The organism is Streptomyces kunmingensis (assembly GCF_039533535.1).
Lineage (GTDB): Bacteria > Actinomycetota > Actinomycetes > Streptomycetales > Streptomycetaceae > Streptomyces > Streptomyces kunmingensis.
In genome coordinates, this window is sequence record NZ_BAAATS010000032.1 from 17,722 (window position 1) to 34,130 (window position 16,409).

Consider the following 16,409-nt stretch of genomic DNA (forward strand, 5'->3'; position numbering starts at 1 on the left):
ACTTCTTGGACACGGCCTGCGTGTCGCACTCCATAGCATCCCGACCTCCTCCAAGCCCCCCGCGTTACTGAGCGTCGAGCCGGCCCCGTCCACCGTCGCTCTGACCGACGGCCACCGACGGCGTGGCGTGGGCATCGACGCGTGGTGGTACCGGACTCGGTGTCACCGCGGAGGACCATTCGAGTCCGGTGTCAGACCGCATCCAGTCTGCTGGTACATGCTCTGGGCGCGCCCGATGTCAACCATGCCGTGGTGCGACGGTTCCCACTCGGACTGTCAGCCCCCCTTTGACAGCGCACTGTTGCGACCGGCGGGTCTACGGTGACGGAAGGGCCGCGGAAAGGAGGTGCCGTGTGCCGTGATGGAGTCATTGATGTCATCAACTGGTGAGAGTTCCGGTCCGCTGAGGATGTGTCCTGCGGTCCGGCTCCCGCGCGCCCGGCACCGGGGAACTCCGGTGATCGCATGGCGGTGAATCCCTTCCTCGATGGCATCGTCGTGATGCTCACCGGCATGCACGTTCCACGGGGCAGCGCTTCGCGGATGCACCATGAGGTGGAGGTTCCGCATGCCGCTCTGGTGAGGTCTCTGGACGAGTTCCAGGAGGTGGTCGCGGACATCACGAAGTCGGTGTCGGGAACGGTCAGCGGTAAATGGGGCGATGCCTATGCCGGTGCGATGGCCACGTTCGGTACCGGGGCGGGCGCTGACTATGTCAAAAACCTGAGGGATACATCAGCGAGAATCGCCAATTACGCGCGCGAGACGGGTTATCAGATCGATTACACGAACCGCATGATCATCGCGCAGGTCGTGCAGTTCTTGGTCGAGTGGGCGATGACGCTGGTCCTGGCGGTCTTCAACCCGGTCGCGGCGCTCGTCGAGCAGTCCTTCCTCCGGGCTCTCTATCAGTTGATCCTGCGGAGTTTTCTGCTCCGGCTGCTGGCCCAGCTCGCGATGTTCGAGGCGTTGAACGTAGGCCTCGGCGCGGCGATGGATGTGTTTGTGCGGTGGTCGCTGGCGAATGAGGGCAAGTACACGGCTGACGGTGATCAGTACGTGAAGCAGGCGGTTGCCTTCGGAGCCGTACAGGGTGCGTTCATGGTGTTCGTGCCGTATGCCGGCTCGGCTCTGGCGGGCTTGTTGGCGAAGGGGGTGGGCCGGGACGTCGTCGGGACCATCGAGAAACTGGTGGGTGGTGCCGCGTTACCGGTGGGCCGGGACGGGGCCGAGGACCTGGGCGGCACGGTGGCGGCCCGGGACGGTGGCGGTCAGCTGGGCGGGTTCGGCCGAGACCTGGGGGAGACCGCGGCAGGTATGGCGCGGCGGTTCGAGATGGGGGAGGCCGGCCCGTCGGCGCGGGAGGCGTTCAGGACCACGGCGGCTGATCTCTTCGCCCGGGATCTCGGTGTGGTGATGGGCGCGGATGCCGCGCGTGCGCTGGGGCAGCGATGGGCCGAGGGATTCGTGTCCCGGTTCGGGAAGAAGGATCTCGCCGAGACGCTGTTCCAAGCCCTGGACGGCCTGCCCCAGGGGCCGGGTGGGGGGCTGAGGAGGGCGCTCTCGCAGGGTGTCGCGGATGTCCTGTCGACCGACTGGGGCCGCAAATTCAGCGGATATACGGGTGATGCGATCGCCAACACGGCGCACCAGAACTTCTCCGAAGGCATCTACAACCTCTTCACCACCGGCCGTTTCACGACCTCCTGGGAGACGGGCGTGGCGGGTGCCGGCGCCGGTGTGCTGGGACATCTGCTGACACGCAACGCGCTGAGCCTGGGCGCGGGCCTTCGCGAGAAGCTCGGGCTGCCGCCGAAGCCGGCCCTCTCCGTGGACGGCCCGGTCAACACCGTGCCCGGTCATGGGGCGCGGCTCAGCGACCCGGCAGTGCCGTACCGGTTCGCCATCCGGTCTGGGGGTGCTTTCTCCGGGACACCTGCTGAAGGCTCCGGGGGAGCCGACCTCCCGGCGCTTGCCCGGATGGACCCGGCCGGCCCGGTCCTATCAGTTGGCGGTGAGCCGCCTGCGACCGCACGCTTCCGCGACGGAACGGTCCCGGCCGAGACGTCCGGGGAGGTCACCGGTGCCTTTGACCCGGTGAACCGGGCTCCTGGCGGAGGCTTCGGCCCGGATTCCGGAACGGAGGGCGCCGGGGCCGTCGGATCGGGTTCGGACCGTGCGGGGGTGCCGGGCTCGACGGTGCCGAGGCCCCTGCCCACATCCACGGGTGCCCCGGCCCCAGGAGCCGGTCCGGTGCATGACCCTAGTGCCTTCGTCCAGCGTGGTGAGGGGATACCGACCACTGCTGGCCGTAGCGATGACGGTGCGGGGCCCGCCTTCGATGGAGATATGTCTGTCGGCTCTGGGAGGAGCTCGGGCGGCGCCCCGGACACTGCGATGGTCACGCGGAATGAGCGGGTTGCTCAGTTCACGGCGGCGCAGGCGCAGGCCGGCGCGCTGGTTCAGGCTGGCCAGGGCTCGCAGCAGGATCGAACCTCGTCAGGTGGTCAACGCCTGCCCGAGGCGAACGTGCGGCGTGACGAGATGGCGCGGGATGCGCGTGGCGTGGAGGCCGGCCACGGGCGTTTCACGGCCGGAGGCGACGTACCCGGTCGGACCGGTGACGAGGCCGTGGCGGCCGAGCTCGACGATGGCGTCGTGCCCGGTGATCTGCAAGTGCCGACGCCTCTGGTGACCGAGCGTTCGGGACCGTATGCGTCTCTGTCACAGGGCCCTACAACGGGCGGAGAGGCTTCCATGCGGCCGGACACTTCCTTGTCCGGGGTCGGTGGCGAGCGTGATCTGCGGTCACTGTCCGTACCGGGAACGACCTACCGGGCCGTGGAACGGCTGGGCGGGCAGTTCCGCGACCAGACACTCCCCCGCTACAACGAGATCTGGGCGCGCGCCGAACACGACATCGCCACCCGGCTCCACCACGAACACCGCCACGAGAACACCTCACTGGAACACATCACCACCGCCCGCCAGACCCCCTTGCAGACCGTCCCGCCCACCCACCGCGACGCCATCCCCGACAACACGCACCAACCCCCCACCACCGACGACGCCACAGCCCGGCCGGACGGTGACACGGACCACGCCTCGCGAGGGCCCGTCCTGCCGGCCACGGACCCTGCTCGCTCCGGCACGGCCATGGCCGCAGCCGACCGGCCCGCCGGGGACGCCGAGCCCACGGCCGACCCATCGGCGGACGGAGCCGTCGTACGCGTCACCGAAGCCGCCGGTGGACCCGGCGGCTTCGGTGACGTCGCTCGGCACCTGGCCGGCCAGGAGAGGACCAGCGCAATCGACGTGGCTCTCTCGGTCGACTATCGGCCCGGCCACCACGCCGAAACGACGGTCACGGTGGCGAGCACCACAGGCCGGAGGCTGTGGCGCTTCTCGGCCGCTGATCCCGAGACGACCCTGCCCCGGGGCTTCCCACCGGACAGCGAGAGCCGAACCGTCTCCCTCCGCGACTGGCTCAGCGACAACCCGGACTCCCGGTTCGTCTCCACCTCACGTGACCGGCAGCAGCGGTACGGCGTGTCCCGGTATCGGTATGAGCTCGGATCGGAACCCGGCACCACCCCCGTCAGTGTGTACGACGCGGCGCGGGGCGCCACGGGCGTGTGGGACCCGGCGAGCGGGGGGCTGCGCTGGGAGGCCGGAGACCGACAGGCCCCCGCCGAATCCTCCGCGCCCGTCCATCCGAGCTGGCACGACAGCCTGATGCCCGGTGACGCGGCGGCGGATACGGCTTTCGACGAACTTGTCCCCGCACCGCTCTTCACGCCTGCTCTTGGTCCGGTGTGGGGCTCCGGCCAGGTGCGTACCGACCGCTGGACGCCGTTCGGCGGCCGAGGGAGGGAGGGAGAGGGCCTGGGACCCGACGCCTTCGTGACCGCTCGCGACGAGAGCAAGACACGCCCGTTCATCACCCGACCGTCCGGTTCCGGAAAGCGGGCCGAGGTCGGTTACGACTGGACGTGGCATCGCAGGAGCACCGGCGAGCCGGGTGTCCTGCGGGTGACGCGGCGTCTTCACCTTCAGCCCGAGGACGCCGTCTCGGCAGCTGAACTGAGCTCGGTGCGCGGGGCCTTCGCGCGGACGCTGGAGCAGGTCGTGAACCGGCCCGGCTACCGGCTGCCCCTGCTTCAGCCCGACCTGGTGACAGGGTCAGCAGCGACGCCCGGTCCCCGTCTGTCTGTCGCCGTCGAGTTCACGCACGATGTCGAAGAGGCTCACGGCTCGGTGACGGTACGCGACGGTCTGCCGCCCGCCGAGCGGGACATGGTCCAGGATGAGTGGTTCACCGGTGTGCACCCAGCCGCGTACGTCCACGAGTTCCTGCACGGTCTTGGAGTCCAAGATGACGTGCCCGCGCCCCAGTCGCTGTACAGCCCCGACGGCCCGGGCAATCAGGAGATGTCCGACGGCCTGTCGAGCGTGATGGGCCCCATGAACGGGCTCAGCCTGTCCAAAGATCTGTTCCTCACGTCCGAGCACCTGCACCAGATCCACGAAGTGCTTCTCCCGTACCTGCACGCCGGAGGCCGGACCGGCACCGAGCGGAGTGCCTCTTCGGCGGTCGCCGAAGCGGCGGTGCCGAATTCCGGCGTGGATGTCGCCCCGTCGACCCAGGCGGACCGCGAGCCGACAGGACTGGCTCTCACGGTCCGGCCCGGCGCGCTCTCGACCGTCGTGTCCGGCTTGGAAGAGCAGCTGCTCGCGGGTGGGCCTGGCACCCGCTCACTCGTACTGACCGCGATCCCCGGGACCGGAGGGGGACTGGAGCTTTACGCGGTCAGTCTCCGCGATCAAGTGCGCTGGTACGACCGGCGGAGCGGAAACGAGGTGCCGGCGCCCCAGGGTGACGAGACTGTTGTGCTGCGGACGCTGGACCTCGCCGCGGATGGCAGCGTGCTCAATCCTTCGGCCGCTTTGCGGGGCCTGGAGAAAAGGGCACAGAAATTTCCTGCGCTCGCCCTGGGCGCGGACCTCTGGCAGGCACTGGAGACAGTGGGCATTGAGCTGGGCCGGCCGCATACGGACGCGACCGCCCGCCCGTCGAGCCTGTGGCACCAGCGCATGGTCACAGCTACGACGCACCTGCCGAACGAGGCGGAGCGGCCGGCCGGCGACACCACAGCGGCCCCTGACGCGAGCGGAAAGAATCGAGTTCTCACTCGGCAGGGGATCGAGCATGCGGCCGTCCGGGCTCGGCAGTCGGCTCTTCAACGGCTTCGAGCGTTCGCCGGTGAGCGTGCGCCAGAGAACGAGCAGTGGTGTGTCGTCGTGGCCGAAGCGCTGCGCGACGAACTGTTCCCGGCTGCCCACGGAGTACCCGGGGCAATGGGTGCGGGGGCGGCAAGGACCGCGGACGACGCCGGCGGCTCAGGGAGTACCGACCGTACGGCGCAGCATCTCGCTCCTGGTGCCGCATGGACTCCGGTGGGTGACTGGGAGGCCGTGGAGGCCGCACTGGTGGAAGAGGGAATGGGGCCGGGCAGTATGGCGCTGGTCATGGTCCGTACACCGCTCGGCAGTGCCTCGTCCGGTGGCCGGCTGCGGCCCGGTCGGCAGGGGCACGTGTGGGTGGGCTATTACCCTCGCTACGAACAGGACGATGCCGGACCGGTGTGGGTCGAAGTCGTCGAGGACGTGCGGGCCTCTGCTCCGCATGGCTCGCCTTCAGGTGTGAGACTCCTGGACGGTCACCCCGCGAGCCCGCTGCTTCAGGCGCGGGCGGTCATCATCGGTCCGACCGGCCGTGTGGCGTCCGAGGCACTCGTTCCTTTCCGCGCCTCGTCGTCCACCGCGCACGCGCTTGTCGATCCCTCGACCAATCCGACCTACGCGTCACCCACCGGCCAGTCAGGCTTCACCGGGCGAGGGGACCGGGTGGCGGACTGGTTCCAGGCCACTGGCCTCGGAATGACCAAAATACGGTCGCAGGGCCTGCGCCAGATCGACGCCGCGGTTCGCGCACTTCAGCGAGATCGCCATGACGACACCACACGACGGCAGTTGTTGGTGGAACTCGCTGTCTGGCGAGGCTCCAAGGATGATCGAAGCCCTCTCTGGGGGGTCGTGGAGGCGTTGCGCAGCCAAATCTCGGATGAGCTGTGGGAGGCGGCTTCCCCCAAGGACTTGCGGCTCATCCGCTACTCGGAGGCCGCGGAGGCATTCGACGTGCGGCTCGGCCAGTACCTCATGGGCAGGCCACAGGCGACGGAAGCCGTCCGTCACATGGTGCGCGCCTTGTGGAATTTCCTTGAACGCAACAACCCGACGGAAATGACACAATTGGGCATCGACCCAACGGATACAATTCCAGCCAGCGGCAATGTTCTCAATGACGTGAAAGTGCTGCAAGAGGTGGTAAGGGAAGGGAATTTAAGAGAGCTCTCCGCCATGCTCTTCGGAGCCGTCTCCGACGCTGTGTTGCGCGACCATGTACATGTCGACGGATATTCCGATTGGCCATGGCTCCAGAAAGAACGGCTTCATCGCGTAAGAGCGGAGGCATCGCTTCGCCATGTTCCACTGAGCGGAATCTACCCTCCAATCAGCCAGCGTGAATTCGACGTCGCTGGCGTGCAGAGCGAGGGAAAGTGGTTCGTCGCGTGGACCTTCGCAAAAGACAATGTGTCGATGCAGCTGAAATCCGATCTGCACCTGAACGGTGATCATACTGGAGGGCTGGTCACCTCCGGTTCTTCAGGAAGCATGCTCCTCATACTCGAGACCATGTATCAGTTCCAGAACTACACGGGATATCGGTTCAACTTTCCCGAGGTGATTCTGGGACTGACGGGCTCCATCCTTGCGGGCGGGCACCATACGGTTCACGAAATCTTGAAGTCGGTCGCACTCTGGGAACGAGCGGCACAGTTCGGCTTCACTTACGTGGACGGCTGGAGCCGGTATCGACACATTCCATACCTGAGTGAAGCTGAGCTCAGGAGTGTCGCAGTGGACGGTCTTTTCCCGGACGAGATCGCGCTCGGGCTCGTTCCTCCCCTGCCTGAGGACGATGTTCCCGCGAGCGCGTACGACCTCTTGAAAGCCCTTCGGGTGCCGACGGCCGCATGGTCCTCGCAATTGGCTCGCGATCCCCAAGGGCTCGCTCTGGCGCCGTACCGGCCGCCTCACTCCGGCCTGCCCGCCACGAGAATTGAGGTGTGGGCACTGTACTGGTCCGCACAGCAGGGCTACCTGGCTGCTTTGGATGAAGAAGTGAGGCTTCGAAGAGAGGCGAACCAGAGCACGCCTGCCTTCGCGAGCTGGGGCAAGGCGCGTGCGGCAGTCAGGGACCGCACAACCGAACTTGGCACCGCTGTCCGGACCGTGCGCGAAATGGGGCACGACCCCCGGGAGCTGAACGCACGCCTGACCCACGTGGCGGCCGCAGGAGCCAGGCAACATGCCGCCGCGAGCGTAACCCGGGGGGCGAGGGACGACATGGCCGAGCTCGGGCGACGTCTCGGAAACCTGACCGTGAGGGAGGGATCACAGCCCTCGACCAGCTCCGGGCCGGCACGCCGTCACCGTCCTGGTGACGCCGCATGGAGCTCGCATCCCGTCGTGCAAATGGCGCTCACGCAGAACACGCATGTCCGAGGACTGCACCAAGACATCCTTCGAGGCCGACTGCGGCAATTGCAGGCGACCGACCCGGAATACATACGCCTGCAGGCCGTTCTGGCCTCATATGACTCGCCCGCGCCATCCAACGGGGTGGCACCCTCCGTCGGCACGAAGAGCGGCCGGGTCGCCGGGCCGTCCCGTCCGGTGGAATCCGCAACGCTCCGTGCGCTCCTGGCCGATCTGAATTCCTTCGGAGCGCACCGGATGGATGGCGATCCTTCGTGGAACACTTGGAGGGAGCTACTCACGGAGTCCGGGGTCAATCCCGCTACCGACAGCTCTGGCATACGGGGACTGCGCAATTTTTTCACCCGTAGGTCGGATACGCCGACAGTAGACACGCCCAACGTTGGATCACCAGTGCAGCCCGGGGCTTTTGGACCACCGAGCGGCATCAAGGTGAGCAATATCACCGATCGCGACATTCCGAAGATCTTGGCGCGCCCGATCGTCAATCAGGGTGATCGAGTGATTGGCGTAAGCCTCCATGACAACGATGACTGGTCCATGAGAGAAGGACACTGGGCGAGTTACGATCCCAGGCAACAGGTGTACGCGTCGTATCCGCGCATGCAGCTGGTTCCGCGGAGTCTGCCCTTGCCGTGGTCGGGGAGCGAAGCATTTTACGTCACCATGCACGGGGAATACGACTTGGTCAAGGCGTACCGCAAGTCCGGTGGGTCATTCAAGAAAACGATCCTGGATTCTTCTGGCCTCGCTCGTATCATCATGGCCAATCCGCATTACTCGCGCATGCGTCGTGATGTTCGTGATCCCCACGTCGTGCTTGTGATCTGCGAGTCCGGCCTCAGCCGTGAGCACAGCATGGCTCAACAGTTGGCAAATATCCTGGGCGTCACGGTGCACGCCCCCAATGGGAAAATCACGATGAGCCCATCGCGGATTCTCGAAGCGACCGTGCTGACGGTGTACTACAGCGGCGAGGAGGCCGTTACCTTTTTCACTTTCCATCCGGGTGGGGGTGTGAACAGAAACGGTGTCGGCGACGCGCGATCCGCAACCCGGAACATGACCATCGGCGGCCCGGTATCGGTGCCACCGCCCATGAGCTCCGGCGAGCGCACCGACATGGGTTACGACGTGGGAGATCCGGCCAGGCTTCGAGAAATATCGCCTTTTGCATCCGGGCACCAGTTCGCGCAGACGACTGCCGCCCCGGAGCTGGCGCGCATGGCAGGGGCTGCTCGTATGTGGCCAAGAGACGTGAAGCGCACAGTCAAAAGCCTTGAGCAGCGGCTGGCGGCGGCCGGCTCGGGCGCACGCTCGCTCGTCGTCGAGCAGCATGTACCCGAGGGACGCATGCCCCGCATATTCGAGGTGATCCACAATCGGGGCAAGTCAACCTGGTATGCATCCGAACAACGCACCCAGACACAACCTCCCAGTGACGGCTCGTTCGTCTCCTTGGACGTGACAAGCATGGGACAGATACTGAGCGACGCCCCCGCCACCGAGCCGCCCGTCGTCTTCCGCTCGCTGGCCCTCGGCAATCCGCTGAGTCCGGCCGTGCCGGCTCTCCTGGGCTGGACCAACAGGAGCCTTGTCGTAGGGCCGCGTAGTTAGCGTTTCCGTAGTTCGCACCAGCTCTTCGAAGGATTTCCGACGCAGAACAACGGAGCTCTTCGGTACAGACGGTCGACCACGCCGGCTTGTCCCCGCAGAGAACGCCGAACTGCGGAGGGCGAATGCGATCCTCAAGGCGGCTTCGGCTTTCTTCGCGGCAGAGCTCGACCGGCCGTCGAAGCGCTCGTAGCGTTCATCGCCGCCCACCGCGAGGTGTTCGGAGTCGAGCCGATCTGCCGAGTCCTGACCAGTCACGGGATCGAGAACGCGTCGAGCACCTACTACGCGGCGAAGAACCGCACTCCCAGCGCTCGGATACTGCGCGACGCGGAGCTGAAGACGCAGATCAGCCGTGTCCTCACGGACAACTTCAGCGTCTACGGGGTCCGGATGGTCTGGCGGCAACTGCATCGCGAAGGCATACCGGTGGCCCGGTGCACCGTCGCCCGGCTGATGCGTGACCTCGGCCCGGAGGGCGCCCGACGCGGCAAGAAGATCCGCACCACCATCCGGGACGACGGCCACGAGCGGGCTGATGGCCTGTTGCGGTAGCACCTGCTGGGCCAGCGCGTCCGCAACCAGCCAGCCCTGCGCCAACTGCTCGGCGCTCAGCGGGCCCGGGGTGCGCCGGTAGCCGGTCATCGTGCCGACCACAACGGCGTCGATGTGCACCGGCCACACGAACAGCGCCGCGACCCCCAGCTCTTCCGCCTCGGCGGCGAACTGCGGCCACCGCGGGGCCAGCAGCCGTGTCCGGTTGGGTAGTTGCCGGGTGCAGGTCTCTTTTTCGAGGAGCTGGCTGGGGCCCTGGCCGAGAACGAAATGCAGATCCTCCAGGCGGGCACTGGTGTCGTCGCTGAACTACACCAGCTCATGCCCCTAGGAGATGGCGATGCCGCCCAGACCCAGCGCGTGGGCGGAGGCGACCGCCCACGCCTGACGCTCTTCGTCGTTGGCTGCTGCCTGCAGGCTGTTCAGGAGCTTCTGCACGCTGGAACGCATGCAGCACCCGCCTTCGTCCGCGCCTTCTAAAGCGGCCCGGCGAGCGCCGGCCGCAGCACGGGGATTGTAGTAGCGGTCGCATCACGGAGTGTGCCGAAGCGGCACTTCCCCCCTCAACGCCGCGCCGGAGAGGCAGTGCGGTGCGCTGCTATGTACCGCGTGCCCAGAACTGAAGAGCGAGGCTGGGCAGGGAGTTCGGCTGAGGCGCGGGAGCATGTCGGTGGTCACCAAGCCGGTGCGCATGTCCTGCGGGGCGCTCATGGCCGCCCCGCAGAACATGCGCACCGGCCGGGACCGGGGAAGACAGTTCATGCGGCTGCCGCAGCGGCGTGTCCGAGCATCGGCGTGCGTCGGCACGGGAAGGTCCGAGGCTTTCCCCAAGGCGGGCCGGGTCAGTACTCGTTGTGGACGTCGGCCGTGGCTGTGGTGGATCGCGCGGCGTCGTGCAGGGCCAGGAGGGCCAGCAGGTCCGCGACCGTGGCCGGGGTGTCGGCGGGATGACGCAGGAGGGTGTCGGGGCGGACGCGGTAGAGGTTCGAGCGGCCTTCGCGGGTATGGGTGAGGTACCCGCCGTCTTCCAGGTCGGTGATGATCTTCTGCACGGCTCGTTCGGTGAGCTGGCAGCGTACGGCGATGTCCCGCACGCGCGTGGAATGATCTGCCGCGATGGCGGCCAGCACCCGGGCATGGTTGGTCACGAACGTCCAGCCTGCATGCGGCTCCGGGGCACGGTCCATGTTCCTACAGTAACGGCCTTTTTCACGAACCGAGTTGGGCGAATTGCCGTTCGTGTTTCGCATGACGTGAATACTGGGTGGGGTGAAGGGTAGCGACGGCATCTGGTGGAGGACCTCATGTCCCCTGACGCACTTTCTTCCCCGGCTGCGAGGGCCGGCCCGGCCGGCGGCAGTCCGTTCCGGTCGGCTCGGAGAAAAGCACCCCCGCCCGACGGCGCCGGCCGTGGCGCGCTGGTAACAATCCTGTCCGGCGAGCTCGCGCCGGTGCACCAGCGCCCCCGGCGGACGGCCGGCGGCCGCATTCGGGCGTGCCCGGCCCGCTCGAGGCCGCCCGCTCGGGCTGACATGCACGCACTTTTCACAGTCCCACCCGGCGCGGAGCAGGCCCTCTCCTGCGGGCGCGCTGCGGCATCCCGAGGGCCGGTTCCACAAGGCCGGGCATCGGCCCGCCGGTGTTTTTACCCAGCTGCCGCACGACTGGCCCGGCACGCTGATGACCTCGGCAGGAGGGCACGATGACCCTCCGAAGCGTCAGCGAGTTGGTGGACCTCCTGCACGGGGCCGCCCGTTCCGGACGCGGTTTGTCCGCGATCCCGGCCGCTGTCTCTGCCCATCTGCTGGGCCTGGACGCAGTGACGCTGAGCCTGCTTCCTGCCGGCGGGAGCCCGGAGCTGGTCTGGGCCGATCCCGCCGACCGACTCGGCCGCGAACTGGATGACCTGCAGTACGTCGCTGGTGAGGGCCCCACCTGGGAGGCCGGCCGCACCGGGTGCACCGTCATCGTCTGCGACCTCGCTGCCGCCGCCGCGATCAGGCGTTGGCCGGTGTTCGCTGCCGCCGCTGCGAACACCGGGGCCCACGCCGTCATCGCCGTCCCCTTGTGCCAGGGCGTCACCGTGGTCGGCGTCCTGACCGGCTACCGCACCCGCCCCGCCCCGTTGTCCGGCGACCAACGGCGTGACTGCGTTCGGTTCGCCCGCGCTGCTATGGACCTGCTCCGGCAGACTCCGGGGCAGACGATGGCGGTCAGCGCCGACGGCGTGCATCTGTACCGGGCGGAGGTCCACCAGGGGGCCGGCATGCTCGACGTCCAACACCGCGTCTTCGTCCAGGAGGCGCTGCTGCGGCTGCGGATGTACCCCTGGCGGCACAACCACCCGCTGGACGGCGCCGCCCGCGACGTCGTCGCCGGACGCCTGCGCCCGGGGCGGGGTGTTGGGGATATGGGATCCGATACGTGCTCCGGCCTGGGCGCGGTGGCCGTCGCGGAGCGCAGGAACCATTTCGTCGTCCGTATCGAGCACGAGCTGGAACTGCCCGCAGATCTCGACCTGCTGGAGACGGCGCTCCACAAGGGAGCGATGACGGGCAAGCGCGTGGTGGCCGACCTGTCAAAGATCGAGTACCTGAGCGCCGAAACCCTGGGCTGCCTGCTGAGCCCTGCACGCCGGGGCCAGGCGCTCCCGTGGCTCGCCGGGCCGGTGAGTACGCCCGCACTCGGGCGGCTGAGGGTCACGGGAACCCTGCGCGCGTTTCGCGTATTTCCCTCGCTTTGCGAGGCGACCCGTGAAGCCCGGTAGCGACCGGACCGGATCAGAGTCCCTCGGCCTGCGGCAGGTGCGCGGCCCGCCTCGCCTGCAGCGTAGCCGGGCTGTCGAAACCGCGCCCCGGAGATCACCCAGCGGATGCTGGCCGCGGCCCCCGGGGTGCATGTCCTGGCCACCACCTGCAGGTCCGCAGCGAGTTCCCAGCTGCTGGGCATCACACTGCTTGACCTCGACCTGCCGGCCACGCTCGCCGTGGCAGCCGAGACGACCTGGGGGCTGGCCACACCCAGTACGCCGCCCAGCCCGAAGGCGATCAGGCGTTGACGGTGACGTCGGCGGGCTGGTCGAATGCGTAGACGACGGCGTCGGCCTGGACTCGGAGCTGACGACGATGGCGACTAGCTCCGGGGCGGCCTTGCGTCCGGTGAGGTTGGTGACCTAGTCGGCCGCATCGGTGTCGACGACATCACTGTTCCGCCACGGCACGCGGCTTCGGTCGAGGCTGGTTTTCCGTCGAGGCCCGGCAGCGGTGGCAGGCGCTGACAGAAGCAGCACGAACAACGCGCCGGTCAATACCGTTGGTGGACCTTCGCTTCATGCCGGATCCACGTCGCTCCTCGGCAGACGCCACTTCGTCCGGCACTCAGCTGCCGAGTCGCAGCACACCGCGTCAGCGATGCTTCGGCGGGTTCGGCGCACTGCAGGCCAGGCCGGTCGAGGCAACGCGATACGGGTCCGGAACACCACATCACCTCTTCTGTGGTGAAGGCCCTGCGCTGCCCAGCGAGCACCCGCTTACGAGCCTCAAGGATCGAGACGATGCCCTCGATCTCCACGCAGCCGACGGTGAAATCGGCGCACCCGCTCGCGGACACCGACGCACTCCGCCACGGTGCCCGACGTAGGACAATTCGTCCTAGCTGTACCGGCCGGGAAGGCCTGGGATGGATCTACTGACCTTGTCGGGGTGTCGTCGGGTGGCGGCTCAGGTGGAGTCCGGTTTCGGGCAGGTAACCGTCGATCAGGTGGGGACGGAGCTGGATGTGTCGCAGGCCGCGGCGGAGGCTGCGCTCGAGGTGGTCCTCATCGCTGAAGGCGGTGTTGGCCAGTGGGCCGCGCCGCATCAGCGACCAGATGCCTTCCACCGGGTTCAGGTCCGGTGCGTAGGACGGCAGTTGGATGATGGTGAGCCAGTCGTGCTCGGCGGCGTACTGGCGCATTCCGGCCGTCCGGTGGGTGTTGAGGATGCCCCAGATGAGGACGATGGGGGCCTGGAGCTGGAGGTGGGCGCGGACGATGAGGTCGCGGTAGTCGGTCCAGGCGAAGCTGTTGCGTCCCGTGCCGCGGTGCTTGCGGTGCCGTCGGGGCCGGAAGATCAGCCGGGAGGTTTCGCCCGGCCGGTAGCAGCACAGGGCCGCGATCGAGTAGCGGCGCCAGGACCGGCCGCGCACCCGCACCACCGGCGTGTGACCCGCCGGCCCCAGGTGCGAGCCTTCGGCGGGGTCATCCCGAACCCCGCCTCGTCCTCGAAGACGAGGAAGGCGCCGAGCGCCGCCGCAGTCATTCCGCCTGCGGCCATACGTCCTTCTTCCACAGCTCCACCGCGTGCTCGTCACGCTCCAGGGCGCGACGAGCACGGTGACTGCCAGGACCAGCCGTGCCGGTGCATCAGCCGGGCGACCGCCGCCGGCGAGACGTCCAGGTTGAAGGTGGAGGCGATCAGTGCCCGGATTCTCGCCAGCGTCCAGCGCTGGTCCTCCCAGCCATGTTCGGCCGGACCCTTGGCCGGCTCCTTCTCCAGCTCCACGAACCGGTCGTCGGTCAGCTTCGGCGGTCCGGTGGAGGCCAGCGCGGCCGTCCCAGGTCGCCGACCTGCTGGAATGCCACCCGGTCACGGTCCGGGCCGCGGTCCACCGCCTTCAGCAGGGCGGGATCGCAGGACTGCTTGATGCCCCGCGACCCGGCCGTCCGGCCCGGCTTCTCGGCCCGCAGGACCGGGCCGCACTGGGCAAGTTGCTGGATGAGTCCGCCGCGGCGGGGATCACCTGGAGTGCCCCGGGCCTGTGCGACTGGCTGTGGGCCGAACGCGGGGTGGAGGTTTCCACGGACTGGCTGACCGAGCTGCTGCACCGGGAGGGTCTCCGCTGGAAACGCACCCGCGACAGCGTGCGACACAAGGCCGACCCCGTCCTCCAGCAGGCCGCCCGGGCCCGGCTGGAGGACTTGCGGCCCAGCGGCTGAAGGCGAAGTCGGCCAGCGCGACCTGATCTACCTGGACGAGTCCGGCTTCGCCCCGACCATGCCCACCGGATACGCCTGGTCACGCACCGGACAGCGAGCCGTGGTGCCGAGAGAGGACAACCGCAACCGACGGGTCAATGTCCTTGGCGCGATGATTGTCGGCATAGAGCCGGACCTTCTCTGGCAGCGCACCGACGGGAAGATCGATGCCCGCATGCTGCTGGACTTCGTCTGCGTCCGCCTGGCGGGCCTGGGCGGCGGCGCGGGCGTTCTGGACCTGGCCGCCGACGGCATCGGGGTTGATTCGATCCCACTCTGGTGCCGCAGGCGGCCATGCACCGTCGTCCTGGACAACGCCTCCGCACACGTGGCCACAGCGTTCAAGGGCCGCCAGCGACAACTCGCGAGGATCGAAGTGGAGCTGTTCTACCTGCCGCCCTACAGCCCGGAGTTGAACGACATCGAGCTCATCTGGCGGCAGGCGAAGTACGAGGACTCCCCGCAACGCACCCAAATGAGCACCGACGACATCGGCCAGGCCATCGACGTGTCCCTGACCCGCCGACGCAACCGAATCCACACATCAGCAAAGAACTTCCCCATACCGCTCAGCACGATGCTGCATTGCTTCTGAGCCCCCACGGGAACTGGCTGTAGCGGCTTCCCCTCTCATGCCGCCTGCGAGACCAGGGTGACCGAGGCTGGCAACGATCATGGCCCGGGCGGTGGCCGTCTGTCCGCGAGCTCACGCTGGCGTGCCTGGAGGTAGGCGGTCCAGTCGGTGGCGGCTCGTCGGCGCCAGTGGGCGGCGGTGACGGGGTGGAGGCCGAGCATCGGACCGAGGACCGCCGGGGGAAGATCCTGGGCGAGGGTGACGAGGGCGGTGGCCCGGGCGGGCCGGTTGGGATGTGGTGGGCGGCCAGGCGGCGGCCACATGGCGGCCTTCGGGTCCAGCGCACGGACGTTGCCTGCGTGGACCAGCCGGATCGCACCCGGCACGTCTCCCACACCCACCCCACACCTCCGACGGTTGCATCACCCCTCACCCCTCACCCCTCACCCCTCACCCCTCACCTGGACGAGTGACACCCCCGTTCTCAGGCCGCACTGTGCCGTCCGCGAAATCGGCGGAATGATGCGTCGAGCCCAACTCCACCTACTTGGAGTCGTAGGCTTCCGCGAGCGGCACCAGGTGGTCGATGTCCAGTCCGCGGGGCCCATCGATGGTCCGGTCGTCGTAGGGCGAGTACCAGCGGCCGCCGGTCAGCGTGCACCGGCCCGAGCGCTCCGGCGCCACCACCGCCTCCTCGAGCAGGATCTCGTTGCGGGTCGAGCATCCGTCGTGATCTTCGTCGGTCGAGTGTTTGAACAAGCTTCGCTGGTAGCCGGCGCGGTGCTCCTGGTCCACCGGCAGCGCAACCAGCGCCTCACCGACGGAAAGCGTCGTGCTCTGGCCGGGGTCGCGTGGGGGTGCAGCACCAGCGTGGGCAGCGGACAGAAGCAGGGCGAGGCCGGCCACGGCGGCGGCGATGCGGGCCAGACACGCTCGGTGTCCTTACGTAGATCACGCGTGGGTGACCTGCCTAGTGGGTCCCCGGCGCGCCACGACCGGGACAGGAAGAGGAACCGTCCGATCGGGCGG

At 68.0% G+C, this 16,409-nt stretch carries 9 protein-coding genes and 2 pseudogenes; 6 read left to right on the forward strand and 5 right to left on the reverse strand.

What is annotated here, in order from left to right; translation table 11 throughout:
• Positions 1-465: 465 nt before the first annotated feature.
• Positions 466-9,240, forward strand: coding sequence for a hypothetical protein (locus tag ABD366_RS35895; protein ID WP_324766536.1), 8,775 nt, complete (start codon positions 466-468; stop codon positions 9,238-9,240).
• A 97-nt stretch (positions 9,241-9,337) separates the two neighbouring features.
• Positions 9,338-9,756 (forward strand): annotated as a pseudogene (locus ABD366_RS35900) (IS3 family transposase); the annotation flags it as partial.
• Positions 9,757-10,119: 363 nt separating this feature from the next.
• On the opposite strand, the gene ABD366_RS35905 reads toward ABD366_RS35900, so the two are convergent.
• Together ABD366_RS35905 and ABD366_RS35910 are read right to left on the reverse strand one after the other, a co-directional pair.
• Positions 10,120-10,242: a hypothetical protein gene (locus ABD366_RS35905; protein ID WP_344443157.1), complete on the reverse strand. Its 123-nt coding sequence runs from the start codon at positions 10,240-10,242 to the stop codon at positions 10,120-10,122.
• 392 nt (positions 10,243-10,634) lie between these two features.
• A complete protein-coding gene (locus tag ABD366_RS35910; RefSeq protein WP_344443159.1) occupies positions 10,635-10,979 on the reverse strand; it encodes a helix-turn-helix transcriptional regulator in 345 nt (114 codons plus the stop codon).
• 515 nt (positions 10,980-11,494) lie between these two features.
• On the opposite strand from ABD366_RS35910, the gene ABD366_RS35915 reads away from it, so the two are divergent.
• Both ABD366_RS35915 and ABD366_RS35920 read left to right on the forward strand, forming a co-directional pair.
• Positions 11,495-12,559 (forward strand): GAF domain-containing protein, encoded by a 1,065-nt coding sequence (locus ABD366_RS35915; RefSeq protein WP_324770788.1) that lies wholly within the window; start codon positions 11,495-11,497, stop codon positions 12,557-12,559.
• A 105-nt stretch (positions 12,560-12,664) separates the two neighbouring features.
• On the forward strand, positions 12,665-12,850 hold the full coding sequence (locus tag ABD366_RS35920) for a hypothetical protein (protein ID WP_324770789.1): 186 nt from the start codon (positions 12,665-12,667) through the stop codon (positions 12,848-12,850).
• A gap of 626 nt (positions 12,851-13,476) precedes the next feature.
• On the opposite strand, the pseudogene ABD366_RS43650 reads toward ABD366_RS35920, so the two are convergent.
• A pseudogene (locus ABD366_RS43650) lies at positions 13,477-14,387 on the reverse strand (IS630 family transposase); the annotation flags it as partial.
• Positions 14,388-14,401: 14 nt separating this feature from the next.
• Between ABD366_RS43650 and ABD366_RS35935 the strand changes: the two are divergent.
• Positions 14,402-14,767 (forward strand): helix-turn-helix domain-containing protein, encoded by a 366-nt coding sequence (locus tag ABD366_RS35935; RefSeq protein ID WP_425577016.1) that lies wholly within the window; start codon positions 14,402-14,404, stop codon positions 14,765-14,767.
• Between the two features lie 31 nt (positions 14,768-14,798).
• Complete coding sequence (locus ABD366_RS35940; RefSeq protein ID WP_344443183.1) at positions 14,799-15,401, forward strand: transposase; 603 nt, start codon at positions 14,799-14,801, stop codon at positions 15,399-15,401.
• Between the two features lie 77 nt (positions 15,402-15,478).
• Here ABD366_RS35940 and ABD366_RS35945 read toward each other — a convergent pair whose 3' ends face one another.
• Together ABD366_RS35945 and ABD366_RS35950 are read right to left on the reverse strand one after the other, a co-directional pair.
• Positions 15,479-15,775: a hypothetical protein gene (locus tag ABD366_RS35945; RefSeq protein WP_324773104.1), complete on the reverse strand. Its 297-nt coding sequence runs from the start codon at positions 15,773-15,775 to the stop codon at positions 15,479-15,481.
• A 148-nt stretch (positions 15,776-15,923) separates the two neighbouring features.
• Positions 15,924-16,286 (reverse strand): hypothetical protein, encoded by a 363-nt coding sequence (locus ABD366_RS35950; RefSeq protein ID WP_324773102.1) that lies wholly within the window; start codon positions 16,284-16,286, stop codon positions 15,924-15,926.
• Positions 16,287-16,409 lie beyond the last annotated feature (123 nt).